Here is a 24445-nt window from a genome sequence, read left to right on the forward strand (position 1 = left end):
TTATCAATACTTTAAACCCCAATCGGGCTTGGGTTAAAACTGCAATAATGGGCTTTATACGAAAATACAAATGCGTTGCTTGTGGCTATGAGGCTGACATCTATGAGGGAAAAGGCTTTATGGGGCAGACCATCGAAATGGTAGCGTGTGCCGACTGCCACTCGGTGCAGCCCTTAGTGGTGGGTGGCGTAATCGGCGATGCTGCTCCTTCGTTTCGCACATTGGTAGGTAGACTATGCTTGAATTGCGGTTCAGAACACATTATAAAGTGGGACGGACATACTTGTCCGCGATGTAAGGGCAGTATGGAAGATATGGGCAGCCGTGAATTTTGGTCGTAGCGAAGGTGTTAAAATGTGTGTATAAACGTTTAATTCAAAAAGTTGAGCAAAACAATCGAAATAGAATCGTGAAACAATAAAAAAGCGATTAAAATCCAAAGAAAATTCTTTCAAATTTTAAAACCTACGCTTTTGCGATGCAAAACCTACGGTTTTACCTTGCAAAACAGCCGCTTTTACAATGCGAAACCTACGCTTTCGCAAGCCGTTTTCAGTTCTATATCTTACCTTTTTTGTTTCTTTTGCGAGTAAACGCCTGTTGCTTTATTGCACAAAGTATCTATATAAAGTTGTAATTGTTTAGTAGTTAGGCTGTTGTGCTTGCACACGAATGCTGCCGTTATTTGCAGATAAATATTTTATAGTTCCTAAAACCCGCCTTCCTGCCATTGTTCCACGCTTGAATTTTAACACTATTGCGCTTCGTTTCTAATTAATTATATCTTTGTAACATTACTGTTGATATTTGTTAATCTACGAATATATCGGACTAAATGTTTGCAAGTAAAAAGAAAAAGGTCTACTTTTGTAAAGAATATGCTATATATTGCTAAACCATATTCGCCGATGTTAATAGGTTTAACCCCAATCGTTCATTAGCGTCCTTGACCGGTTTTGTTCGATTGTTGAGCAGCTGTGCCGACATTTCGTCGAAGGCGTAGCGGGCTACGGCGAGATGGAATGGCTGCGCAGATGCCGGCAAGCGGACGAAAGCGGTAAGGAAGCATGACGGTAATAAAAAATCTAAGCAAATGCGTCCTAATGAACCGATTGGGGTTTAATGATGTTGAGGAGCGAACATTCATAATAATCTTTGATAATAAAATAAAAATGAAGAATATACTGTCTTTATTAGTAATGGTATTAAGTGTGCAATATTGTTTTGCACAGGAAACCCACGTTATAGAGTCGGCAGAGCTTGAAATAGTTTATTCGGTAAAAGAACAACCGCATTGGGATACTTATATCTTCCGTTGTGGAAAGAATGTGAGCCAATATTTTAGCCAACCTACATTGCAAAGATATAAGATGTTAGCAAATGACGACCCGGCTCTCTTCACTCTTTCAAGTGAGGAAATAAAAGATTTAGGTACACCCGAATATGCAAAAAAATATCCCCTTAGCACAGGAAACTTTGATATTATTTATCGCAACCTTGAGGAAGGAGTATTAAAAACTTATTCAACAGTGTTTGGTTCTAAGTATTTAATAGTTGAAGATATTACCATTCCCGATTGGACAATGTACGAAGACTCCACAATTACGGTCTTAGGTATGGAATGTAAGAAAGCTACGACAAACTTTCGGGGTCGTTATTGGGAAGTCTGGTATGCCGAAGATATTCCCATCAGCCAAGGTCCTTGGAAGTTGTGCGGCTTGCCGGGTATGATATTAAAGGCGAATTGCCCCAAGTTTATGTTGATAGAAGCAACCGGTATTAAGAATAAAAACCTTGAGCCCGTAACCTTTTATAATTATCTGAACTATAAATATACCCCGATAGACCGCATGGAATATCTAAAGAAAGTGCATAAACCGGGTATCTATCCAACAGGAGATAGTTGTGAAACGATAGAAATAGACGATACTAAATAAAAACAGATATGAAGCCAAAGTATTTTTTGTTAGTTTTGTTCTTTATGCTAAATGCTGCAATATGTTTAGCACAGGAAACCCGTGTTATCGAGCCTGCAGAGCTTGAAATAACTTTTTCTACAAAGGAATATGCATTTTGGGATACCTATACCTTCCGTTGTGGAAAGAATGTGAGCCAATATTTTAGTATTTCTGAATTGCAACATCAAAAGATGTTAGCTGATGACGACCCGGCTCTCTTTATCCTTTGGGATAAGAGATTGGCAGATTACGATGAGCCGGACCCGGCAAAAAGGCTGCCTGCGAGTACGGGAAACTTAGATAAAATTTACCGCAACCTTGAGCAAGGGAAATTTACAACCTATTCAACTGTTATGGGAACTCATTATTTAATAACCGAAGATGTTGTTATTCCCGAGTGGACAATGTACGAAGACTCCACAATTACAGTCTTAGGCATGGAATGTAAGAAAGCTACAACAAACTTTCGGGGTCGCTATTGGGAAGTCTGGTATGCCGAAGATATTCCCATCAGCAAGGTCCTTGGAAGTTGTGCGGCTTGCCGGGCATGATATTAAAGGCGAATTGCCCCAAGTTTATGTTGATAGAAGCGACCGGTATCAAGAACAAAAACCTTGAACCCGTAACCTTTTATAATTATCTGAACTTTAAATATGCCCCGATAGAGCGCATGGAATATCTAAAGAAAGTGCATAAACCGGGTATCTATCCAACCGGAGATAGTTGTAAAACGATAGAAATAGATGATACTGAATAGAGCTGATATGAAGCCAAGGTCTTTTCTCTTAGTTTTGTTCTTTATGCTAAATGCTGCAATGTGTTTAGCACAAGAAACCCACGTTATAGAGCCGGCAGAACTTGAAATAGTTTATTCGGTAAAAGAACAACCGTACCGGGATACTTATATCTTCCGTTGTGGTAGGAATGTGAGCCAATATTTTAGCCAACCTGCACTGCAAAGTGATAAGATGTTAGCTGATGATGACCCTGCCCGCCTTATTATCGCAAATGAAAGAATAAAAGCTTTAGACACACCCGAATATGCAAAAAAATATCCTCTTAGTACAGGTCGTCATGATATTATTTATCGGAACTTTGGGGAAGGAGTATTAAAAACTTATTCAAAAGTGTTTGGTTCTAAATATTTAATAGTTGAAAATATTACCATTCCCGAGTGGACGATGTACGAAGACTCCACAATTACGGTTTTAGGTATGGAATGTAAGAAAGCTACGACAAACTTTCGTGGTCGCTATTGGGAAGTCTGGTATGCCGAAGATATTCCCATCAGCCAAGGTCCTTGGAAGTTGTGTGGCTTACCGGGTATGATATTAAAGGCGAATTGCCCGGATTTTATGCTGATAGAAGCAACCGGTATCAATAACAAAAACCTTGAACCGGTAACCTTTTATAATTATCTGAACTATAAGTATGCCCCGATAGACCGTATGGAATATCTAAAGAAAGTGCATAAACCGGGTATCTATCCAACCGGAGGTAATCATAAAACGATAGAAATAGATGATAATTAAAGAATAATATGCTATGAAAAAACTATTTGTATTAATTATTATGGCGTTGCTTTCAGAAGTATTGCAGGCACAAGTAACGGTTTCGGGATTGGTAACTGATGTTGGCGGAAATCCGCTGTCGGCAGTCGTAAAGAACATTGATGCTTCAACAAAGAAAATGCTTGCATTTTGCAATACTGATAGTAAAGGTAAATTCAGTATTAAGGCAAGACCGGGTAGCTTGCTGCAAATCTCAGCAATGAGCTATAAGAAACTGCAAATAGTAGTAAAAGTAGATATGCCCGAGCAGCATTTCGTGCTTGAAGATGATGCAAAAGCATTGGACGAGATAACGGTAAAGGCGAAGCCTGTAAGGATTGATGGCGACACGATAAAATATCTTCTTGGCGTATATGCCAAACCCGGCGACCGTACTTTAGCCGATGTATTGGTTCGTGTGCCCGGTTTTGAGGTGAATAAAAGCACGGGGCAGATTTCATACGAGGGGCGAAGCATCAGCAACTTCTATATAGAAGGAATGGATATGTTGGGTGGAAAGTATGGTGTTGCCTCAAAGTCGCTACCCCAAAACGATATAGCAACGGTGGAAGTGATGAAGCATCATACCCCTATTCGGGTATTAGACGACTTTGTTTATTCAGACGAGAGTGCCATTAACGTTCGTATGAAGAAAGGAGCAAAGGCACATTGGATAGCTACGTTTAATGGTGGCATAGGCCATAAAAGTGGTGGCGGACTGTGGAACTTTGAAAGTTTTGCCATGCGTTTAAAGCAGAATTGGCAAACCATGATTACCTATAAAACGAACAATAGTGGCAGAGACATTGTCCACGAAACGAACAAAGCCTTTACTTATGGTGAGTTGGACAGCAGGCTGACCCCACTTATTTCGCTGCCTTCCCCTGCAAGTTCCAGATTGGGCGAACGAACTTTGTTCAACAGAAGTCATACGTTGAACTTGAATATGTTGCAACGTATAAACGAGACATCGCAAGTAAATGTTCAAGTTACTTACATCAACGACCGCCAAGAGACTTCCTCTAAACGTACAGCAGAGTACTTTTCAAAGCGAGGAAACAAAGTTTCGGACAATGAGAAACACTATATCGCAAAGACTAATGAACTCTTTGCAAAGGTTAAATATGAGAACAATGCCAACAGTCAGTATCTAAAGAATGAACTTTCTACGAACTTAAATTGGAACAAACAGCTGCTGATAGAACGTGGCACAAATCCACACGAAATGAATGGTAACCTTCCTGTATTCACATTGAAAGATAATCTTTTGCTAATGCGTAAGTATGGCAAGCGTTTGTACTCTTTCGAGTCGAAGAATATAATGGAAGCGCGACCTCAGCAGTTAGCTATGGACACACTGCACCAAGACATTAACCAACATTACTACGAGACTGACAATAAAATATCAGGTAGTTTCCGTTTGGGTAAGTTTGTTCTGACAGGGAAAGTAGGAGCCAATGCAGCACTGCACGCATTTTCTTCGCATCTTGTAGGTGTCCCCGACAGCATCGGAATGCTTTCCGGTAACAGCCGCTTTTCCATGTTTCGGTTCTATGTAAGTTCAAATATAGAATACAAGTTATCCGATTTTATCTTTAATTTTTCTTCGGACGTGTCTTACAATCGCTATAAATACAGTCTAAGCGCGGCTTACAGTCGTGCACTTTTCTCGCCCAACTTGCACATTCGTTGGAATGCCACACCGCATTGGACGTTCGCTGTTGATGGAAGAATAGGGCAGAGAGAAGTAGACGTAAATCAGTTTTATCCCACCCTCGTATTAGCCGATTACGAATATATAAACAAGGGCTTTGCCGATTATAGAATAGGTAAGGATAAGACGGCAGGCATCATCGTTCGGTACAACAATGCACTACAAGGCACGTCGGTGTTTCTTACTGCCAACAGAACTTTTATGACCACACCTTATACAGCTTCGCAAGACTATGTAGGCAGCTATATTGTATTGTCGCTTGTGCCACAAGAAACCAAAAGCAATGCGTGGACAATCAACTTAATGGGGTCGCAAGGTGTTGGCTTTTTAAAAGGAAAGCTGAATGTCAGAGCCATATACAACAGTTCAAAATCGTATATTGTGCAAAACAACGAGGTGATGCCTTTCAATACAAGCACTTGCAATGTGAGAGGAGGCTTAACAGTTGGACTTGTCAGGAATACCGATTTGGGTTACAATATTGAATATAGCTACTACCAAACCGACATGCCGGCACTCTCTTCCGCCTATACATTGAACAACTGGAAGCACAATGCTTACTTGCGACTGTTTCTTACGAAGAAGTTTACAACCGAAGCAAGGGCAGAATACTATCACAATCAAATAGCGAAAGATAAGTTTAAAGACATCTTCTTTGCCGATTTAGCAATGCGATACAGCTTTAAGAAGTTCGACATTACGTTAGAACTCAACAACTTATTGAATAAGAAAAGTTACGGCTATGGTGTAAACGGCACATTTGTTCGCAGCTATAACAGTTTGAATATTCGAGGAAGAGAGATAATGGTAAGTGTCTATTATAAGCCTTAAAGTAAGAAAAGCATTGGAAATAGGTAGCCATGAACAGCCTGCTGCAAAGCGTGATGCACATTAAGTGAATGTATTTTCGTTCAATTATCACACCCAACTCACGTTGTTTTATGAATGAAAAAGAAGGCAATAAAGACGTAAATATTTTTCGTAAGTGCAACTATTGCGTAACCATCTATCCGTCAGTTCATTACAAAACCTATTGTTTCGCATTCCAAAAGCGGCTGTTTTGCAAGGTAAAAGCGTAGGTTTTGCATCGCAAAACAGCCGCTTTCGCAACGCCAAAACGTAATTGCCGTTTTTTAACAGAATTATCTTTACAGAATGAAACGAAAACCCTCTCTCTGTTTCCTTAGGGAGCTTGCGAAGAAATACCGGCGAGATGGCTTGCTTAATCTGTTTTCTTATACCGAGCTAACGAAATGTTAATAACTACGAAAGTATATTCCGTGCCCCACGAAAGTATATCTCGTGCCTTACGAAAGTATATTTCGTCGTGGTCTTAAATTTATCCTTTGGGGTTATATCATTAAAGAAACGTTTACTGTTCGTTAAACTCAGGTAGTTTAATTATTTCTCATTCTGTCAGAATAGAATGATAGAACGCTTCGTATTGCTTTGCTACTTTAATGTGGTCGTGGTGTTTGCGAACGTAGTCGATGCTTTCTTGCTGAAGTTGTGGTATGCGTTCGGGGTGGAGGGCTAACAGCTTTATTTGTTCGTAACAGCTTTCGTAAGTAGGTTGAACGTTGATGATAGGGTGAAGTTGTGTTTCGTTTAGTATTGCGTAATTCTCTGGTTCGCCCCCTCCGACACAAATGATGCCCCTGCTCATGGCTTCCAATGGTTCATTGAAGGCGTATAGCTGTAAAGCTGATCAAGTATGGCATCGGAGCCTTCCATTAATTTTACGTATTCGTTGAAAGGTATTCCCTCGGCTATGCGCAGTTCCAACAGGTTGGGGAAGTCGGCTTTTACCGCCTTCGCAGCACGCAGCATAATATCTGTTCCTTTATATTCCGAACGGTTCTTGCTAATTCCTATAAACAGTTTCAGTGCCCCGTCTTTCCTTTGTGCCTTTGTTTTTTTACCTTCGGTGATGATGGGAAAGGGAATGAATGTTGTTTTTTCGGGAAAGAACAGCTGATAACAGACTTGATATTCGTATAGTCCTGCAATAATGCCGTCGCAATCGTTGGCAATCGTTTTGTTCAGTTGCTCTTTGTCTGTGCCTAACCAATCGTGTTGCTCTATGATGGCATCTTTGTTTGTTCTTAGTGTTTTGCCGATGTTAAAGTCGCTATACCGTAAAGGCATGGTGGTGCTATTGACGTGTACCCAATAGTAATCCATGCCGAAAGCCCCCATTACCATTTTCTTGTTGTGGCGTCGTAAATAGTTGTAAATATACCGAATGCGTTTTGCTTTTAGGTCGATGAAGACGGGATTGATAATTTGCACAATGTCGTAGCCACGCAATTGGTGCAGACGGGCAAGCAGACGGAGCGTAAGCCGCAGCCCCGCGAGCCGCCCGGACGGCCGTGAAAGGTCGATGTCGCGAGGGTATGACTTCCAGTAATCGCCATTCGAAGCCACAACCACCTTGTGTCCTAAACGTTCCAAACCGGCTTTCAGCGTGTTGTGAACATTGCTGTACTCTCCAATCAACAGTATTTTCATTTCGGCAGGGTGCTACTAATTAAGGCGTGGCAGTGTGTGAATAAGGATTTTCCGCCCCACTTTCGAGTTTATCATTATAGAGAACAGCTTGTACTTTCGTGTGTAATTCTTCTTTGGCAGTGGGAAAAGTCCGCGCTTTTCGAGCCGTAGAAGAGCGTGGTTAAGATATTGTTCGTCGCGTGTCAGTATAATAATGTTGTAAATATAATCCATTGTAAGCTGTGCCACACGGCGCAACATAGCCACCCTGTCTTTAGCCGGCATCAGGTCGGCTTTGTCTTGCAAGCTCTTTATAACAATTTCGGTGTCTTGCAGCCGTTTCAGTTTCCAGCGTTTATCCTTATTGTGCGTTATCGATTCCTTGCGTTTGCGGTAGAAGTAGGCAGGAACTTTGGTGTCGTAAACCTTATCGGCACGAATAATAAGCTGTGGGGTAAACTCTTCGTCTTCGTGTAAGATGCCCTTCGTGAAACGCAAGTTTACCAATAAATTCTTTCTGAAAATATATCCGCACGCCGATGCCCGCAGGTTGTTGTTGTGGATATATTCCGTACCGGAAACCACCTTGTCGTTGGCAAGTTGTACACCCGACAGCTCCTTGGCAGTAGAGTCGAAGAGAACCACATCGGCATCTTTAAACCTGATAAAGTCCAAACACTTATCGTAGTTGCTCGATATAAGGAAGTCGTCAGCATCTGCAAACTGAATATATTGCCCCTTTGCTATTGCAATACCCATGTTTCTTGCTTGGCTAAGTCCTTGGTTGGGCTGGCGAATGTATATTATTTGGTCGGCAACATCTGTCAATAGGTTGAGTGGCGACACATCTGAGCCGTCGTCGATAACAATTATTTCGCGCTCTTCTCTGTTAAGCGTGAGCATAAGAATGCTATCGATACATTTCTTTAGCATATCGATAGGTTCGTTGTAGTAGGTGATGATAAAGCTGATTAGCGGCCGGGCTTTATCGCTTTGTGTAAGAATTTGTTGAGTTTGCATAAGCGTTTTATTCCTAAAAGATGAAGTAATGTTAGTTTTAAGTTGCCGTAGAACGGACGAACAGGCAGCAATGGCACAGCCTTGGTTGCTTCGTAAACGTCCAACTGAATATTCAGAACGTGTGCATAATAAGTGGAATCAATCTCGTTGTTGCCATTTATATAAGCCAAATGTGCCTCTAAAAGACTTGTCAGGTCTTGTCCGTCGGCATTGGCAGTAATTCCTGCGTCGTTCCGGCAGTAATAATAGGTTCCTAAACTTGTGGTTGCGATGATTTCAGCCGCAGCCATGAGTTTTGGAAGCGTATGTGCGTCTTCAAAATTCTTGCCTTTTGGAAATTCAATGTCGGTAAACAGTTCGCGCCGATATATCTTGTTCCATGCGTAAGTGTGGCGGTAGGCTTGCCCTTTCAGCCAGTATTCCTGCTTATTTTGATAGACACAATCGTTCAATATTAATGGGCGTTGCGCTTTTGAACCATACTTTTCGACAACCGAAAATTCAAGTATGTCGTATTCCGGGTGGGCATTCAGCAATGCCATAACACCTTTGTAGGTGTCTTGTGCAACGAAGTCGTCAGAGTCTACGAATGTGATATATTCCCCTTTCGCAACCTTTATGCCCATGTTTCGGGCTGCTGAAAGCCCTTGGTTGCTTTGGTGTATAACGCTTATTCTGTTGTCCGTTCGGGCAATATCGTCCACCATTACGGAGGATTTGTCCGTCGAACCATCATCAACCAATATCATTTCAAAGTTTTGAAACGACTGCTTGAGAACACTCTCGACACACCGACGGAGCGTTTTCTCAACATTATAAACCGGTATGATAATACTTAATTCCATAAATTTCCTTGTTGCAAAAATAATAAAAACTTTTAAATTACGTTTAAAGATTAATGAAAAAAACAGACAGCTACAGCCATATTTTGCGATATACCGGACTCTTTGGTGGAGTTCAGGGGCTGAATATATTGGTTGGTATCGTCCGAAATAAGTTGGTTGCAATGATTTTAGGCCCTGATGGAATGGGACTTATTTCGTTGTTTAACTCTACTTTGAAGTTGATGAGCGACTCCACCAACTTCGGCATTTCTATCAGTGCGGTTAAAAGTATATCCGAACACTTCGATAAAAACGAAGAGGAGGAATTGGCAAATACGGTAAAGTTGGTGCGTTCGTGGAGCTTATTGGCAGGCTTGTTGGGAATGTTTCTTTGCATTGTATTGAGTCCGCTGTTAAGCAAGTTCACTTTTTCGTGGAACGGGCATCGTCTGCATTTCATTCTTCTTTCGCCCATTGTCGCCTTAATGGCTTTGTCGGGAGGCGAGCTTGCCATATTAAAAGGACTCCGTGAGCTAAGGAAATTAGCAGTAATCTCTATCTTCAATGTGTTAGGGGCATTGGTGTCTTCGGTGCCGTTGTATTACTTCTTCCGCGAGAAAGCCATTGTACCGTCGTTGGTAATAATGGCACTTATCCAGTTTGTCTTGACAATCGCTTTTTCATACCATATCTATCCTTTGCGTTTAATGAACCGTTGGCGACCCATGCGTGAAGGAATAGGAATGATACGGCTCGGTATAGCATTTGTGATTGCGGGCATTTTAGGTTCGGGGGCAGACTTCTTAATCCGTAGTTATATAAATAATGTAACGAACATTGACACCGTAGGCTTCTTTAATGCGGGCTATATGATGACCATGACCTATGTCGGTATGGTGTTTGCAGCAATGGAAACCGACTTCTTTCCTCGTCTTTCAGGTGCCAATCAGTACCGGTTTACTTTCAATCAGATAGTAAACAGGCAGATAGAAGTTACGTTGCTGTTGGTTTCTCCGCTGTTAGTGCTGTTTGCTTTGTTCCTTCCGATACTGCTTCCTTTATTATATACCGGAAAGTTTTTGCCTGCTTTGGGCATGATGCAAGTCATTATGCTTGCGATGTATTTTAGAGCGGTGAAGTTGCCGGTGCAATATATACCTTTGGCAAAGGGAGATTCGGTTTCCTATTTGTGCTTGGAAGGCATCTATGATGTGATATTGGTGGTTGCCGTAATTTTAAATTTCGACCGCCTTGGTTTGGTTGGAGCAGGGTGGGCGATAACGATTGCCGGCTTTTTAGATGCGGTATTGATATTTGTTTATGCCCGTTGGAAGTATGGCTATAAGGTTTCGTCAAGCGTGTTGCTTTATTCTTCCATTCAGATTCCCATCGGATTTTTAACCTTTATGGTAACCCGGCAGTCCAATCAGTTGATGTATTGGGGTGGGGGATTGTTGTTGGCAGTGATAAGCGGCGCAACGTCGATTAGTATTCTGAAGACGAAAACAAACCTGTGGAATAAACTTACTTCAAAGATTTTAAAGCGTTTTTAAAGGCTATGGTAAAGATTAGCATTTTAGTGGCTGTATATAATGCGGAGAAATACTTGTCCCAATGTCTGAACTCGTTGGTTGCCCAAACGCTTCACGACATAGAAATAATATGTGTTGATGATGCTTCTACCGACTCATCGCTAAGTATTCTTAACGCATACGCTGCAAAAGACGAGAGGATTAAGGTGGTACACTTGCCTCAAAATGCAGGAATAGCCAAGGCACGAAATGCAGGATTGCGTATTTCTACCGGCGAGTATATTGCATTTGTCGATAGCGACGACCGGCTGTCGGAAGATGCTTGCGAAAAGGTTTTTGATGTTTTCGCACATTATCCATCAACCGATACGGTGCTTTTCCACGTAAAAAGCGTTTATGACGATAAGGAAGTGGACTTCTCTATGCCTCCTTTTACCACCTTAGACGGCTTTACGGCATTCCGCGAAAGCCTGACTTGGAATATACACGGCATTTATGTTATTACACGAGAATTGCATCTTCGTTTCCCTTACGATGAGTCTGCCATTGCATATAGCGATGAAAATGTAACACGTTTGCATTATCTCAATTCACGAGAAATACGCACTTGCGCAGGCATTTATTATTATCGTCAGCATTTAGGTTCGGTAACGCACAGTGTAAGTTTGCGTCGCTTCGACTATTTATTGGCAAATAAAAGTATGAAACGGCAGCTGGAGGCTTTGAATGTTTCAGACAATATACTCGATATATACGAAGAAGTGCGCTGGCGCAATGTAATAGGTCTTTATATGTTCTACTTCCTGCATCGCAAGGAACTCGATAAACTCTCTCGAAAACAAGGTTTGGAGATTATAAAAAGCAGTTGGCAAAGTATAGAGCAAAACCGTTTGCCACGATGGTTGGTAAAGAAATTCGGGTACATACCTTTTCAAAAGTCATGGTTTGCCTTTCGTTTGCAGGAAGAAACCTACTTCTTTTTGCGTGCATTACTCGGCAGAAACAAAGAGCAGTTGTAGGTTTTAAGTAGGTGTTCATAATTAATTGACATTGTATTTACGGCTATTTTCCGGTCAGTCTGCCGTCTTGAAGAAGGAGTGTAGCGGGCTACACGACTGATGAAAGGCGACAGAATGACGGAAAAGAGATGTGAAGACGATGGCAAAGTGAAAGCATAAAAGATAAAAGCAATATAGATACGTTTAATTTTGAACACCTACTTAAGTTCTTTTAAATGGTTGCATTATCAACGCAAACCCTCTTCTTGTCTTTATTGCAAAACAGCAACAGAAGAACGGAAATTTTAGTGAGAAAACTTATTTTATGCGCAAAAAGAAGGCGGTAAATGTGTAAAAATATTTCGCAACCGTAGTCTTTGCGTAACACTCTCATTATTAAGACATTGCAAAACCTATTGTTTTGCGTTGCGAAACCGTAGGTTTTGCAGTGTAAAACCTACGCTTTTACCGTGCAAAACCTACGGTTTCGCAACGCCAAATCGAAATTATCGCTTTTTAACAGAATTATCTTTACAAAATCAAGCTGTTTTTATCATTTTCATAAAGCAAGAAAAAGGGAAGCAACGCCTTCTGTAAATATCAACCATCGAGTAGCAACAACATCGGTGTGGCGAAGCTATATGAGAACAGTATTGCCGTAATTGATGGCATTTTTATTATCTTTCGATAAGTAGGAACACGAAATGGAGAATATTTCCGCAGCAGACAAGGAGAAAAACAACTACTTATTCTTCTTTAAAAGGAAAAGATTTTTTGAAATTAATTCATTATTTGTGCTTTCTGAAAAATAATTTGATAACTCTTTTTGTATTATAGAAAAATTTATTAACTTTGTGCCAAATTTAAATACTACGATATTATACAACAAGGCGAAGTAAGTATGGCTAAAATCAAAACAATAGGCATTTTAACCTCGGGCGGCGACGCTCCGGGTATGAATGCTGCTGTCAGAGCCGTTACTCGTACCGGAATATATAATGGTTTTTCTATAAAAGCAATCTATCGAGGGTACGATGGGTTGCTCACCGGAGATATAAAACCCTTTACAACAGAAAATGTGAGCGGCATTATCGACGAAGGTGGAACAATCTTGAAGACGGCTCGGTCGAAAGCCTTCATGACCAAAGAGGGCAGAGAGAAAGCCTATGAGAATATAGTTAAGGAAGGTATCGACGCCCTTGTAGTAATCGGAGGAAACGGTTCTTTGACCGGAGCAATGAACTTTGCTCAAGAACATGATTTTTGTTGCATAGGTTTACCGGGGACGATAGACAACGACCTTTATGGAACAGATAGTACCATAGGTTACGATACCACTTTAAACACCATAATAGAATGCGTGGATAGAATACGCGACACGGCGCAAAGCCATGAACGTATATTCTTCGTGGAAGTAATGGGGCGCGACGCCGGTTTCTTGGCACAGAACTCGGCAATAGCAAGCGGTGCTGAAGCTGCTATTATTCCTGAGGACTCAACCGATGTAGACCAGTTGGCGCGATTTATGGAGCGCGGCATTCGGAAATCAAAAAAGAGCTGCATTGTCGTGGTGTCGGAAAGCCCCCAATGTGGTGCCATGTATTATGCCGACCGTGTAAAGAAAGAGTTTCCGAACTTCGATGTTCGTGTTTCGATACTCGGACATTTGCAAAGAGGAGGACGACCGTCGGCTCGCGACAGAATACTTGCAAGCAGAACAGGCTATGGAGCAATAGAAGCCATCATGCAAGGACAACGGAACATAATGGTTGGTGTTCGTAATAACGAGGTTGTCTATGTACCGCTTTCGGAGGCAATTCGTTCAGATAAGCCATTCGACAAGAAGCTAATAAAGATTTTAGACGTACTTAGTATATAAGTATAGTTTGCGATAAATATTATAAACAAAGAATTAAAGCATAAAAAAATAATAAAAACAAAGCGTATGTCACAGATAAATGGACGTATTTCCCAAATTATTGGACCGGTAATTGACGTCTACTTTGATGTTAAGGGAGAAGATCCCGAAAAGGTGCTCCCGAAGATTTACGATGCTCTTCGTGTAAAGAGACCTAATGGAGAAGACCTAATCATTGAGGTGCAACAGCACATTGGTGAAGATACGGTGCGGTGTGTCGCTATGGATAACACCGAAGGTTTGCAGCGTGGCTTGGAGGTTAAAACAACCGGAAGTCCTATTGTTATGCCGGCAGGCGAGCAAATTAAGGGTCGTATGATGAATGTGATAGGCAAGCCTATCGACGGTATGGAAGACCTTAACATGGAAGGTGCATACCCTATTCACCGTGAAGCACCCAAATTCGATGAGTTGTCTACACAGAAAGAAATGCTGGCAACCGGTATCAAAGTCATCGACTTGCTTGAGCCTTATATGAAAGGTGGTAAGATTGGACTGTTTGGTGGTGCCGGCGTAGGTAAGACCGTGCTTATCATGGAGCTTATCAACAATATTGCAAAGGGACACAATGGTTATTCTGTATTTGCCGGTGTAGGAGAGCGTACCCGTGAAGGAAACGACTTGATACGCGATATGCTTGAGTCAGGTGTTATTCGCTATGGCGAAAAATTCCGCAAGGCAATGGACGAAGGCAAATGGGACCTTTCGCTTATCGATAAAGAAGAACTGAAGAAATCGCAAGCTACACTTGTCTATGGACAGATGAATGAGCCTCCCGGGGCACGTGCATCGGTAGCACTTTCCGGTCTTACCGTTGCAGAAGAGTTCCGCGACCATGGTGGCAAAGACGGAGAAGCAGCAGATATAATGTTCTTTATTGATAACATTTTCCGTTTCACACAGGCGGGTTCAGAGGTGTCTGCACTTCTCGGGCGTATGCTTCTGCAGTAGGTTATCAGCCTACACTTGCAAGCGAAATGGGTGCAATGCAAGAGCGTATCACTTCCACTAAAAAGGGTTCTATTACATCTGTGCAGGCGGTATATGTACCGGCAGACGACTTGACCGACCCTGCTCCGGCTACAACCTTTACCCACTTGGACGCAACAACAGAGTTAAGCCGTAAGATTACCGAACTTGGTATCTATCCGGCAGTAGACCCATTGGGAAGTACTTCGCGTATTCTCGACCCATTGGTCGTTGGTAAAGAACACTACGAATGCGCACAACGCGTAAAGCAATTGCTGCAACATTATAACGAATTGCAGGATATTATTGCCATCTTGGGTATGGACGAATTGTCTGACGAAGATAAGTTGGTGGTAAATCGTGCACGTCGTGTACAGCGTTTCTTGTCTCAGCCATTTACTGTTGCAGAGCAGTTTACAGGTATTCCGGGTGTGATGGTGCCAATCGAAGACACAATTAAGGGATTTAATGCTATCTTGAATGGTGAAGTAGACGACCTTCCGGAGCAGGCTTTCCTTAACGTTGGTACAATCGAAGATGCGAAGGAAAAGGCTAAGAAACTTCTTGCAGCAGCTCAGGGCTGATTAAGGTAACAAATTAAAAAGGTTGCAATGTTAGTTCTGACGATAGTATCACCGGAGAAAATCCTCTTTAAAGGAGAAGTGGAAAACGTATTGGTTCCGGGTGAAGTGGGAGAATTTGAAATTCTGATAAACCACGCACCTATTATATCTACGTTGGTAGAAGGGCGAGTTGTTTATACCATTGATTCTGAAAAAAAGACGATTATGGTGAAAGGCGGCTTTGTGGAAGTGAAAAAGAACGTGGTAAGTCTCTGCGTTGAACTATAATTCGGCATAGGAAATATACTCAACAACATCTTTGAAACAGTGGATATTGCTAAGATAGAAAAAGGTTATAACAAGATAAACCTTTGGCTTGTAGTTGCGCTGACTTTATTAGGGCTGCTTATGTCGCAGGTTTTATTGAAACCAAACTTGGTAACACCAATGGTTGTCAGCTCGATATTCTTCATTGTTACGAGTAAGTTATACGGAAAGGCGTGGAAGTATTTTGCAGCTAATTCGCCAAAGGTGTTAGGGCGTTTTTACTTGGCAGGTTCAATGTTGAGAATGTTTCTTGCGGTAATTGTTATTCTTATAGGCGCACTTGTTTATCGTGGAGATAGCGAGAAAATACTTACCTATGTGGTTGTGTTTGTAGTTTACTATATCACAGCAATGATTTTTGATTGCGTTTATTTCTTCCGCATTGAGAAAAATAATAAAATAAATAAATAAGAAGATATGAAATTTATCAAACAAGTACTTCTCTTGTTGCTCTTGTTTACAGCACTTGTACCGACAGTTGCACGCGATATGTCGAAAAAAGGTGATGTAGATGTGAAGGAGATATTGTGGGGACATATCAAAGATTCTTATGAATGGCATATTACGGATTTGGGTTCGGAAGGAAATTTTCACCCGGTTGTAATACATCTTCCTATTATCGTGAAATCTTCTACAGGTTGGCACGTGTTTAGTAGTGAAGAGTTTTCAGAAGAACGAGATGCCAATGGCGACAGACCGGGTCCTTATAATCTTGTCATAAAGAACGGAGAGGATAAGGCAAATCCAAACCTAATCGTAGAGAAGATTGGTAACGAGGAAGTACGTCCTATTGATATTTCTCTGACAAAAGCAGCTTGCACCGTCTTTATAGATGGCATATTGCTTTTGTTGGTAATCTTAATACCGGCACGTTGGTGTCGTAAACATAAAGCGAACGACCCGGCACCAAAAGGTTTTACAGGCTTGATGCACATGTTCATTATGAATATTCACGATGATGTCATTAAACCTTGTTTAGGCGAAGAGACTCCTAAGTATGCTCCTTGGTTGCTTACATGTTTCTTCTTTATATTCTTTGCAAACCTCATGGGATTGGTTCCGTTCCCTCCCGGAGGCGGTAACCTGACCGGTAATATCACTTGTACATTCTTTTTAGGAGCTTGTACTTTCTTAATTACGAACTTCACAGGAACAAAAGAATATTGGAAAGAGATATTTTGGCCGGATGTACCGGTTTGGATGAAGTTCCCTGTGCCATTGATGCCGATTATAGAACTCTTTGGTATCTTCACAAAACCATTGGCTTTGATAATCCGACTTTTTGCAAATATGTTTGCCGGGCATGCCATTGCTTTGTGTTTCTGCGCGATTATCTTTATTATGTTTAGCATTGCTGATAATGCAATTGTAAACTGGAGTGCAGGTACAGGAATGTCAATTGTTGGAGTTCTCTTAAGCATCTTTATGATGTTGCTCGAGCTTTTGGTAAGCTACATTCAGGCTTTGGTGTTTACAATGTTGAGTGCAGTGTTCATTGCACAAGCTCATGTCAAAGGACACGAGGCATAAAATAAATAGAAAGAGTAAGAAAAGAAAAATTAAAATTAATAACAAATTAAAGCTTAAAGATTATGTTATCATTATTATTAGCAGATGTTGCTATTGCAAAATTAGGTGCTGCCATTGGTGCTGGTTTGGTTGCTATTGGCGCAGGTATGGGTATTGGTCGTATTGGTAGCCAAGCTATGGACGCTATGGCACGCCAGCCGGAGAAGATTGGCGACCTCCGTTCGTCAATGATTATCGCAGCAGCGTTGATTGAAGGTGTTGCCTTCTTGGCTGTGATTGTATCAATCCTCGCAATTGTAATGTAATTATGGGCAATGGCGCAGAGTGCGCATGATACCCAAATAGAATTTAGAAAGAACAAAACCAGCGTATGGATTTATTAATTCCCAATAGTGGACTTCTTTTTTGGATGACGCTTGTCTTCCTTATCGTGGCTTTCATCGTTATTAAATTTGGCTTCCCGGTCATTATTAATATGGTGAACGAACGTAAGGAATATATTGACGAGAGTCTTCGCAAGGCACATGATGCTAATGAAAAGTTGTCTAATATTCAGAAAGAAGGTGAATCCGTCATGCAGCAAGCACGTGAGCAGCAAGCACTTCTGTTGAAGGAGGCAACTGCTACACGTGATGCAATAGTTGGAAAGGCACAAGATAAAGCACACGAAGAAAGTGCACGTATCATCGCAGAGGCAAAATCGGAAATAGCTGCTGAAAAGCAGAATGCCTTTAAAGAAATTCGTGGACAGGTTGCAGAACTCAGTGTAAAAGTTGCAGAGAAAATTCTTCGCGACCAACTTTCCAGCGATGAGAAGCAGATGGAATTGATAGGGAAGTTGCTGGATAATGTTTCTTCTCCTGTTAGCAACGGTAAGTAAATAAATAAACTATGGATATAGGGGTAATATCTGTTCGCTATGCGCGTGCGCTTCTCAAAGGAGCAACAGTGCAGCAGCAAGAAGATAAAGTCTATGCGGAAATGCAAACACTACTCGGGAGTTATTCCGAGTTGCCGCAGTTGCGTTTTACGATAGACAATCCTATGCTATCGAAAGATAAGAAGCAAGAATTATTAGAAGTTGCGAGTGGCGGTAGCGTCAGTGCTCTTCTAAAGTCTTTCTTTGCTCTTGTCTTGAAAGAAGGGCGTGAAGGAATCCTACTTTTTATTGCGAACTCTTACATCACGCTATATAGGAAGCAGAAGAAAATTATTCAGGGAAAGCTCACAACAGCTGTTCCTGTAACACCGGTTATCGAGGAGAAGATGAAAGACTTGGTACGTGCGAATGCAAAAGGTACCGTAGAATTCAACACAACAGTGAACCCTGATATTATTGGTGGATTCATTCTTGAATATGATACATACAGAATGGACGCAAGCGTGAAGACGAAGCTCAATGCAGTCCTCACACAGTTAAAGAAATAAAAGAAATTAAACATGTCAGATAAAATAAAGCCAAGTGAAGTGTCTGAAGTTCTTTTAAAAGCACTTCAAGGCGTTAATGCGGAGGAAAAGTTTGACGAAGTCGGTACTGTGCTGACTATCAGCGATGGTGTGGCTCGTATTTATGGACTTCGCAATGCCGAAGCAAATGAACTTTTAGAGTTCGAAAACGGCACAATGGCGATTGTCATGAACTTGGAGGAAGACAATGTTGGTTGTATTCTTCTTGGTCCAACCGCAGGCATCAAAGAAGGGCAGAGTGTGAAGCGTACGCATCGTATTGCTTCCATTCGTGTCAATGATAACTTCTTAGGACGTGTCGTTAATCCTCTTGGTCAAGCTATTGATGGTAAGGAAGACATTGATTTGTCTGATGCTTTTGAGATGCCATTGGACCGCAAGGCTCCCGGAGTGATATATCGTCAGCCGGTAAAAGAACCTTTGCAGACAGGTTTGAAAGGTGTCGATTCAATGATACCTATCGGACGTGGCCAGCGTGAGCTTATCATTGGCGACCGTCAGACAGGTAAAACAGCCATTGCTGTTGATACAATCATTAATCAGAAAAACTTCTACGAGCAAGGCAAGCCCGTATATTGTATTTATGTAGCGATTGGTCAGAAAGCATCTACCGTTGCCAACCTTGTGCAAACATTGCGCGACCATGGTGCATTGCCTTATACTATTATTGTAAGCGCAACCGCTGCCGACCCTGCAGCTATGCAGTATTACGCTCCTTTTGCCGGAGCAGCCATTGGCGAATACTTCCGCGACCGCGGATATTCTGCCCTTGTGGTTTACGATGACTTGTCGAAGCAGGCAGTTGCATATCGTGAAGTATCTTTGATTCTTCGCCGTCCTTCGGGTCGTGAAGCCTACCCGGGTGATGTTTTCTACCTTCACTCTCGTTTGTTGGAGCGTGCAGCACGCATCAACGACCAGCAAGAAATTGCCGAACAGATGAACGACCTTCCCGAATGTATGAAAGGACACGTTAAGGGCGGTGGCTCGCTGACAGCACTTCCTATCATCGAAACGCAAGCAGGCGACGTTTCAGCTTATATTCCAACCAACGTAATTTCCATTACCGACGGTCAGATATACTTGGAGAGCGACCTGTTCAACCAAGGTTTCCGTCCTGCCATTAACGTCGGTATCTCCGTATCTCGTGTGGGTGGTTCTGCGCAGGTAAAGAGTATGAAGAAAGTTGCCGGTACGCTGAAGATTGATATGGCTCAGTATCGTGAGCTGGAAGCATTCTCTAAGTTCTCTTCCGATATGGACAAGGTTACCGCAATGACTTTGGACAGAGGTAGAAAGAACAATCAGTTGCTTATCCAACCACAATACGCTCCGATGCCGGTTGGCGAACAAATAGCCATTCTCTATTGCGGTGTTCATGGTTTGATGCACGCTGTTCCTGTAGATAATATTCGTGAATGCCAAGACCAGTTCCTTGAAAGTATGCGCAATGCGCACAAGGATATTATTGACAATCTTGCTTCAGGAAAACTTCTTGACGACGATATTAAAGTCATCGAAGAGGTTATGGGAAACATAACTGCACAATATAAATAAGACGATAAGAGATGCCATCTTTAAAGGAAATAAAGATTCGAATTGCCAGTGTCAATAGTACGCGTAAGATTACGAGTGCCATGAAGATGGTGGCTTCGAGTAAACTTCACCATGCTCAGGTAGCCATTGAGAATATGCTTCCTTACGAGGGTATGCTTGAACATATTCTGAAAGCGTTCTTGGTGTCTACTCCCGATACCAATACTCCATACAATGTAGACCGACCGGTAGAGCGTGTGGCTTTGCTCGTCTTCTCTTCCAACAGCTCTTTGTGTGGAGGTTTCAATGCTAACATTATTAAGATGCTCCAAAATACAGTCAGCGAATACTTGGCGCAAGGCGTGTCTAAAGATAATATCATTGTTTATCCTATTGGTCGTAAAGTGGCAGAGAAGGTGGCTAAGATGGGACTTAAAAGTGCAGGCTCTTTCTTGGAGTTGGCTGATAAGCCCAATTCTGAAGAATGCCAACGCATTGCTGTCGAGATAGAAAAGCTATGGCTCGACGAGGAAATTGACAAGGTAGAAATGATATATCATCATTTCAAAAGTGCAGGAAGTCAAATTCTTACACGTAAAACCTATTTGCCAATCGACTTGGAGACAGAGCTGAATGCCGACAAAGAACGCGATTTAACTTCGAATGTTGTAACGAAAAAAGCCCAAGAGTATTTAAAGAAGCATGGAAAAAACATGCAGGCGGAGGAGAAGGAAGAAGTAAAGCCATTGAACGATGACTTTATTGTAGAGCCGGACCTTAAAACCGTATTAACTTCTTTGGTTCCAAAGTTGCTTCATTTAATGGTTTATACAGCTTTATTAGATAGCAACGCTTCCGAGCATGCAGCCCGTATGGTGGCAATGCAGACTGCTACCGATAATGCAGATGAATTGCTTCGCGACTTAAAACTTCAGTATAATAAGTCTCGTCAGGCAGCCATTACTTCCGAATTGTTAGATATTGTAGGAGGTACGGTTAATAACTAATCTTCTTTTTCAATTAATAACAAAAATCCCTTGCCATTCTTTTGGTAAGGGATTTTTGTTTTATCTGAATTCTTGTTTTATCTCTCCACAAGTGTTAATAAATGTTTTATAATCATCTATTATTTGGTTTTCTTATTTAATAAACGTATATTTGCTATGTGTTTTTATGGATTTAGAGGTTTTCTAAATCTTTTTTCTCGAGGTTGGTAGCTTCCTGCACCAACCTCTTTTTTATGTTTAAACTTCTTTTCATCATCGGTTCTGTTCAGTAGAAATGTAGCGATGTCTTTCTTTTTCTGCTTATGGAAAAATTTAAGAATGAGCTTTCATTTTGTAAAGATAATTCTGAAGAAAAACGATAATTTCGGTTTGGCATTGCGAAACCGTAGGTTTTGCGATGCAAAACAATAGGTTTTACCGTGCAAAACCTACGGTTTTGGAATGCAAAACAATAGGTTTTGTAATGCGCTGATAACGAGACAGTTATCCGATAGATATTCTTGCGAAAAATGTTTACGTTTTTATTGCTTCTTTTTACCCGAAAAATAAAGAATGCAGGAGAAGCAAAGTAGTGAATGAAATGCTTTTCCTATTCGGGTAGCTGAATAAATATGATAGCCTCCATTTAACCCTCTCAAACCCCAATCGGTCGTTAGCGTCCTTTACTGATTTAGTTCGATTGTCGAGCAGATGTGCCGGCATTTCATCGAAGGCGTAGCGGGCTACGGCGAGATGGAATGGCTGCGCAGATGCCGGCAAGCGGACCAAAGCAGTAAGGAAGCATGACGGGTAATAACAAATCTAAGCAAATGCGTCCTAATGAACGATTGGGGTTAAGTACATTTTGCGTTTTAAAAGTCTGTTTTCTTTTGCTGTTTTGAACAATTTTCCTTACCTTTGTAAAGAATAATCCTAAACAGAATTGAATAATAGAATACAATGAGAATAGCTTATTTATCATTTTTACTTATCGCATGTTTCTTGTTTACAAGTTGCACGAAGAATGTTTATGAGTACTATGGAGTAACTCCCGAAACCGAGAATGAAAAGAAAGACGATGAAACAGATAAGAACGATGACTCCGAATTTGAATACGACCACGATAATAAAGTACAAACGGTAGCTTCTTTCATTGCGACAGACTTTGGCGATGCTTCTGTTTGGGTGGAAGGATACATTGTCGGCAGTTGCACGAAAAGTATTAAGAATGCTGTCTGGGAATATCCTTTTTCGTCCGATAATGCCATTTTGTTGGCAGACGAACAAGGAGAAACCGATGCAGACAAAGTTATTTCAATCCAATTAAAGACCAAAGAACATAAAGAAACTATAGGTTTGGCAACCAATCCCGACAATTATAATAAACGCATAAGGTTTTTAGGAGTGAAGAAAAAATACCTTGGAATATGGGGAATGAAAAACCTTATTCAAGCCTATGTATGGGTGAAATAGCATCTTTTAATGGTTTTCATCTACTTTTTTCGTTAATAATTTGTCAGAAAAGATAAAAGTAATTATATTTGCAGGCGCATAAGCAATAAACACAAATAAAATATACAAGCCTATAGGAACACCATTACTTAAATACAAATCATTTTAAAGAATGAAGAAACTTAATGAAATGACGGACGAGGAATTAGCCTTGTCGTATATTAATGGTAACAATAGAGCTTTCGATTTACTTTTGTTGCACAATCAGTCTAAGCTCTTTTCCTACATACTTTTTGTTGTTAGGAATCGCGATGTGGCTGACGACATATTCCAAGAAACATTTGTGAAGATAATCACAAAGCTGCAGGAAGGACGTTACAAGCCAAGCGGCAAGTTCTCGGCATGGGCAATGCGTATCGCTCACAATGTGATAATGGATTGGTATCGTGCGCAAAAATCAGATAAGATAGTCGAACCGACGAAAGAAAACGACCTTTCTAATATTGGCAGCGCAGATGTGCAGATTGGCAATATCGAAAACCAGTTTGTCAATATGCAAACATTGGCAGACATTCAGAAGCTGATGGAGCACCTTCCGGCTTCTCAACGTGAAGTCGTGTTTATGCGTTTTTATCAGGAAATGTCTTTCAAAGAAATTGCCAAGACTACAGGTGTCAGTATCAACACGAGTCTTGGCAGAATGCGTTACGCCATTTTAAATCTCCGAAAGATGGTGCGCGAGAACGATGTTCTTTTGCAGTTAGCGTATTAGTTCTTTTAAGCTTTTGATGGTTTCGCTTGGGTTGGAAGATTTGAATACATAGCTTCCACTCACCAACATGTCAGCCCCCGCCTTTACAAGTCGTGGTGCAGTTTCGCCTTGAACACCGCCGTCCACCTCGATAATTGCGTGGCTGCCTGTTGCATCAATAAGTTTGCGCAAGCGTTCCACCTTTTTAATGGCGTTTTCGATGAACACCTGACCGCCGAAACCGGGATTTACGCTCATAATAAGCACAAGGTCGGCTTCTACGATAATATCTTCGAGAACCGAAACAGGTGTTGCAGGATTGATTACAACACCGGCTTTCATACCTGCTTGCTTTATCTGTTGAATGGTTCTGTGCAAGTGCGGACAGGTTTCGTAGTGCACACTCATAATCGCAGCCCCCGCGTCGGCAGTCTGTTGGATATAGTTTTCGGGGTGGACAATCATATAATGAACGTCCATTGGCTTTTTGCAAGCCTTGCCGACAGCTTTGAGTATGGGGAAACCGAAAGAGATGTTTGGAACAAAAACACCGTCCATAATATCCATGTGGATATAATCTGCTTCGCTGTTATTTATCATTTCGATGTCTTTATCCAAGTGCAAGAAATCGGCTGATAATAGCATGGTGATACTAAAGTTTTCATTTTCTTAATTAAGACAATAGGCTTCTAACTTGCCGTTTACTTTCATTACTCTGTAAGTATAAGCAATTTGGCGAATAATGTTCAACGTTTTTTCTGACGGTTTCATTTCTTCTGGTGTAAATATTTCTATCATAGGCTATGTTATTTGATAAATACTCTTTTATACATCAAACGCATTCTTTATCTTATTATTAT

Annotated in this window: 24 protein-coding genes and 3 pseudogenes; 20 read left to right on the top strand and 7 right to left on the bottom strand. The window is 41.3% G+C overall.

Translation table 11 applies throughout. The features are described from left to right. The first annotated feature begins 47 nt into the window (after positions 1–47). A complete protein-coding gene (locus tag JCM15124_RS07295; protein ID WP_024998891.1) occupies positions 48–341 on the top strand; it encodes a hypothetical protein in 294 nt (97 codons plus the stop codon). Positions 342–891: 550 nt separating this feature from the next. On the opposite strand, the gene JCM15124_RS15900 is transcribed toward JCM15124_RS07295, so the two are convergent. Then, positions 892–1044 carry a hypothetical protein gene (locus JCM15124_RS15900; RefSeq protein ID WP_156930688.1) on the bottom strand — a complete coding sequence of 51 codons (153 nt, stop codon included), beginning with the start codon at positions 1042–1044 and terminating at the stop codon, positions 892–894. A 128-nt stretch (positions 1045–1172) separates the two neighbouring features. Here JCM15124_RS15900 and JCM15124_RS07305 point away from each other — a divergent pair, with 128 nt between their 5' ends. The 5 genes from JCM15124_RS07305 to JCM15124_RS07320 are packed head-to-tail and all read left to right on the top strand — an operon-like array spanning position 1173 to position 6053. Next, positions 1173–1937 (top strand): GLPGLI family protein, encoded by a 765-nt coding sequence (locus tag JCM15124_RS07305; protein ID WP_024998892.1) that lies wholly within the window; start codon positions 1173–1175, stop codon positions 1935–1937. A gap of 8 nt (positions 1938–1945) precedes the next feature. Continuing rightward, on the top strand, positions 1946–2509 hold the full coding sequence (locus JCM15124_RS13710) for a GLPGLI family protein (protein ID WP_232220122.1): 564 nt from the start codon (positions 1946–1948) through the stop codon (positions 2507–2509). After that, positions 2506–2715 carry a hypothetical protein gene (locus JCM15124_RS16585; protein ID WP_232220123.1) on the top strand — a complete coding sequence of 70 codons (210 nt, stop codon included), beginning with the start codon at positions 2506–2508 and terminating at the stop codon, positions 2713–2715. The genes JCM15124_RS13710 and JCM15124_RS16585 overlap by 4 nt, the downstream gene beginning before the upstream one ends. After that, a complete protein-coding gene (locus tag JCM15124_RS07315; protein ID WP_232220124.1) occupies positions 2702–3490 on the top strand; it encodes a GLPGLI family protein in 789 nt (262 codons plus the stop codon). The genes JCM15124_RS16585 and JCM15124_RS07315 overlap by 14 nt, the downstream gene beginning before the upstream one ends. 13 nt (positions 3491–3503) lie before the next feature. Next, the gene (locus tag JCM15124_RS07320; RefSeq protein WP_024998894.1) at positions 3504–6053 is read left to right on the top strand and encodes a peptidase associated domain and porin domain-containing protein; all 2550 of its coding nucleotides are present in this window, start codon (positions 3504–3506) and stop codon (positions 6051–6053) included. A 577-nt stretch (positions 6054–6630) separates the two neighbouring features. Here the strand turns inward: JCM15124_RS07320 and JCM15124_RS13715 are convergent. The 3 genes and pseudogenes from JCM15124_RS13715 to JCM15124_RS07335 form a co-directional block, all read right to left on the bottom strand. After that, positions 6631–7733: pseudogene (locus JCM15124_RS13715) on the bottom strand (glycosyltransferase family protein). Between the two features lie 15 nt (positions 7734–7748). Then, positions 7749–8732, bottom strand: coding sequence for a glycosyltransferase family 2 protein (locus JCM15124_RS07330; RefSeq protein ID WP_024998895.1), 984 nt, complete (start codon positions 8730–8732; stop codon positions 7749–7751). Next, a complete protein-coding gene (locus tag JCM15124_RS07335; protein WP_024998896.1) occupies positions 8684–9577 on the bottom strand; it encodes a glycosyltransferase family 2 protein in 894 nt (297 codons plus the stop codon). The genes JCM15124_RS07330 and JCM15124_RS07335 overlap by 49 nt, the downstream gene beginning before the upstream one ends. 53 nt (positions 9578–9630) lie before the next feature. Between JCM15124_RS07335 and JCM15124_RS07340 the strand changes: the two genes are divergently transcribed. Both JCM15124_RS07340 and JCM15124_RS07345 read left to right on the top strand, forming a co-directional pair. Further along, the gene (locus tag JCM15124_RS07340) at positions 9631–11109 is read left to right on the top strand and encodes an oligosaccharide flippase family protein (protein ID WP_024998897.1); all 1479 of its coding nucleotides are present in this window, start codon (positions 9631–9633) and stop codon (positions 11107–11109) included. A 5-nt stretch (positions 11110–11114) separates the two neighbouring features. Further along, complete coding sequence (locus JCM15124_RS07345; protein ID WP_024998898.1) at positions 11115–12107, top strand: glycosyltransferase family 2 protein; 993 nt, start codon at positions 11115–11117, stop codon at positions 12105–12107. On the opposite strand, the gene JCM15124_RS15905 is transcribed toward JCM15124_RS07345, so the two are convergent. Continuing rightward, positions 12059–12304: a hypothetical protein gene (locus JCM15124_RS15905; protein ID WP_156930689.1), complete on the bottom strand. Its 246-nt coding sequence runs from the start codon at positions 12302–12304 to the stop codon at positions 12059–12061. The genes JCM15124_RS07345 and JCM15124_RS15905 overlap by 49 nt on opposite strands. A 683-nt stretch (positions 12305–12987) precedes the next feature. On the opposite strand from JCM15124_RS15905, the gene pfkA reads away from it, so the two are divergent. The 10 genes and pseudogenes from pfkA (at position 12988) to JCM15124_RS07395 (ending at position 21403) form a co-directional block, all read left to right on the top strand. Next, positions 12988–13965 carry a 6-phosphofructokinase gene (gene pfkA / locus JCM15124_RS07350; RefSeq protein WP_024998899.1) on the top strand — a complete coding sequence of 326 codons (978 nt, stop codon included), beginning with the start codon at positions 12988–12990 and terminating at the stop codon, positions 13963–13965. A 66-nt stretch (positions 13966–14031) separates the two neighbouring features. After that, positions 14032–15557: pseudogene (atpD, locus tag JCM15124_RS13720) on the top strand (F0F1 ATP synthase subunit beta). Positions 15558–15584: 27 nt separating this feature from the next. Then, the gene (locus JCM15124_RS07360) at positions 15585–15824 is read left to right on the top strand and encodes a F0F1 ATP synthase subunit delta/epsilon (RefSeq protein WP_024998900.1); all 240 of its coding nucleotides are present in this window, start codon (positions 15585–15587) and stop codon (positions 15822–15824) included. Between the two features lie 39 nt (positions 15825–15863). Then, positions 15864–16274, top strand: a complete 411-nt coding sequence (locus JCM15124_RS07365) for a hypothetical protein (RefSeq protein ID WP_024998901.1) — start codon at positions 15864–15866, stop codon at positions 16272–16274. Between the two features lie 6 nt (positions 16275–16280). Further along, positions 16281–17393, top strand: coding sequence for a F0F1 ATP synthase subunit A (gene atpB / locus JCM15124_RS07370; RefSeq protein WP_024998902.1), 1113 nt, complete (start codon positions 16281–16283; stop codon positions 17391–17393). A 62-nt stretch (positions 17394–17455) separates the two neighbouring features. After that, positions 17456–17698: an ATP synthase F0 subunit C gene (gene atpE, locus JCM15124_RS07375; protein ID WP_014710200.1), complete on the top strand. Its 243-nt coding sequence runs from the start codon at positions 17456–17458 to the stop codon at positions 17696–17698. A gap of 65 nt (positions 17699–17763) precedes the next feature. Continuing rightward, positions 17764–18273 carry a F0F1 ATP synthase subunit B gene (gene atpF / locus JCM15124_RS07380; protein ID WP_024998903.1) on the top strand — a complete coding sequence of 170 codons (510 nt, stop codon included), beginning with the start codon at positions 17764–17766 and terminating at the stop codon, positions 18271–18273. Positions 18274–18284: 11 nt separating this feature from the next. Continuing rightward, positions 18285–18821, top strand: a complete 537-nt coding sequence (locus JCM15124_RS07385; RefSeq protein ID WP_024998904.1) for a F0F1 ATP synthase subunit delta — start codon at positions 18285–18287, stop codon at positions 18819–18821. A gap of 12 nt (positions 18822–18833) precedes the next feature. Further along, complete coding sequence (atpA, locus tag JCM15124_RS07390) at positions 18834–20417, top strand: F0F1 ATP synthase subunit alpha (protein ID WP_024998905.1); 1584 nt, start codon at positions 18834–18836, stop codon at positions 20415–20417. A gap of 11 nt (positions 20418–20428) precedes the next feature. Next, a complete protein-coding gene (locus JCM15124_RS07395) occupies positions 20429–21403 on the top strand; it encodes a F0F1 ATP synthase subunit gamma (RefSeq protein ID WP_024998906.1) in 975 nt (324 codons plus the stop codon). Positions 21404–21937: 534 nt separating this feature from the next. On the opposite strand, the gene JCM15124_RS15910 is transcribed toward JCM15124_RS07395, so the two are convergent. Then, positions 21938–22162, bottom strand: a complete 225-nt coding sequence (locus tag JCM15124_RS15910; protein ID WP_156930690.1) for a hypothetical protein — start codon at positions 22160–22162, stop codon at positions 21938–21940. Positions 22163–22342: 180 nt separating this feature from the next. Here JCM15124_RS15910 and JCM15124_RS07400 point away from each other — a divergent pair, with 180 nt between their 5' ends. Together JCM15124_RS07400 and JCM15124_RS07405 are read left to right on the top strand one after the other, a co-directional pair. Next, complete coding sequence (locus JCM15124_RS07400; protein WP_024998907.1) at positions 22343–22855, top strand: DUF6359 domain-containing protein; 513 nt, start codon at positions 22343–22345, stop codon at positions 22853–22855. A gap of 151 nt (positions 22856–23006) precedes the next feature. Further along, positions 23007–23606: a sigma-70 family RNA polymerase sigma factor gene (locus JCM15124_RS07405; protein ID WP_024998908.1), complete on the top strand. Its 600-nt coding sequence runs from the start codon at positions 23007–23009 to the stop codon at positions 23604–23606. Here JCM15124_RS07405 and rpe read toward each other — a convergent pair. Beyond that, positions 23595–24250 (bottom strand): annotated as a pseudogene (rpe, locus tag JCM15124_RS13725) (ribulose-phosphate 3-epimerase). The gene JCM15124_RS07405 and the pseudogene rpe sit on opposite strands and share 12 nt — an antisense overlap. Between the last annotated feature and the right edge of the window lie 195 nt (positions 24251–24445).

The organism is Prevotella falsenii DSM 22864 = JCM 15124, from assembly GCF_000613945.1.
In the GTDB taxonomy this organism is placed as follows: Bacteria; Bacteroidota; Bacteroidia; order Bacteroidales; family Bacteroidaceae; genus Prevotella; species Prevotella falsenii.

Excerpts from the sequence above, each read along its gene's own strand:
- JCM15124_RS07295 (WP_024998891.1), top strand. The coding sequence starts at position 48 with ATGGGCTTTATACGAAAATACAAATGCGTTGCTTGTGGCTATGAGGCT.
- JCM15124_RS07305 (WP_024998892.1), top strand. The coding sequence starts at position 1,173 with ATGAAGAATATACTGTCTTTATTAGTAATGGTATTAAGTGTGCAATAT.
- JCM15124_RS13710 (WP_232220122.1), top strand. The coding sequence starts at position 1,946 with ATGAAGCCAAAGTATTTTTTGTTAGTTTTGTTCTTTATGCTAAATGCT.
- JCM15124_RS16585 (WP_232220123.1), top strand. The coding sequence starts at position 2,506 with ATGATATTAAAGGCGAATTGCCCCAAGTTTATGTTGATAGAAGCGACC.
- JCM15124_RS07315 (WP_232220124.1), top strand. The coding sequence starts at position 2,702 with ATGATACTGAATAGAGCTGATATGAAGCCAAGGTCTTTTCTCTTAGTT.
- JCM15124_RS07320 (WP_024998894.1), top strand. The coding sequence starts at position 3,504 with ATGAAAAAACTATTTGTATTAATTATTATGGCGTTGCTTTCAGAAGTA.
- JCM15124_RS07330 (WP_024998895.1), bottom strand. The coding sequence starts at position 8,732 with ATGCAAACTCAACAAATTCTTACACAAAGCGATAAAGCCCGGCCGCTA.
- JCM15124_RS07335 (WP_024998896.1), bottom strand. The coding sequence starts at position 9,577 with ATGGAATTAAGTATTATCATACCGGTTTATAATGTTGAGAAAACGCTC.
- JCM15124_RS07340 (WP_024998897.1), top strand. The coding sequence starts at position 9,631 with ATGAAAAAAACAGACAGCTACAGCCATATTTTGCGATATACCGGACTC.
- JCM15124_RS07345 (WP_024998898.1), top strand. The coding sequence starts at position 11,115 with ATGGTAAAGATTAGCATTTTAGTGGCTGTATATAATGCGGAGAAATAC.
- pfkA (WP_024998899.1), top strand. The coding sequence starts at position 12,988 with ATGGCTAAAATCAAAACAATAGGCATTTTAACCTCGGGCGGCGACGCT.
- JCM15124_RS07360 (WP_024998900.1), top strand. The coding sequence starts at position 15,585 with ATGTTAGTTCTGACGATAGTATCACCGGAGAAAATCCTCTTTAAAGGA.
- atpB (WP_024998902.1), top strand. The coding sequence starts at position 16,281 with ATGAAATTTATCAAACAAGTACTTCTCTTGTTGCTCTTGTTTACAGCA.
- atpE (WP_014710200.1), top strand. The coding sequence starts at position 17,456 with ATGTTATCATTATTATTAGCAGATGTTGCTATTGCAAAATTAGGTGCT.
- atpF (WP_024998903.1), top strand. The coding sequence starts at position 17,764 with ATGGATTTATTAATTCCCAATAGTGGACTTCTTTTTTGGATGACGCTT.
- JCM15124_RS07385 (WP_024998904.1), top strand. The coding sequence starts at position 18,285 with ATGGATATAGGGGTAATATCTGTTCGCTATGCGCGTGCGCTTCTCAAA.
- atpA (WP_024998905.1), top strand. The coding sequence starts at position 18,834 with ATGTCAGATAAAATAAAGCCAAGTGAAGTGTCTGAAGTTCTTTTAAAA.
- JCM15124_RS07395 (WP_024998906.1), top strand. The coding sequence starts at position 20,429 with ATGCCATCTTTAAAGGAAATAAAGATTCGAATTGCCAGTGTCAATAGT.
- JCM15124_RS07400 (WP_024998907.1), top strand. The coding sequence starts at position 22,343 with ATGAGAATAGCTTATTTATCATTTTTACTTATCGCATGTTTCTTGTTT.
- JCM15124_RS07405 (WP_024998908.1), top strand. The coding sequence starts at position 23,007 with ATGAAGAAACTTAATGAAATGACGGACGAGGAATTAGCCTTGTCGTAT.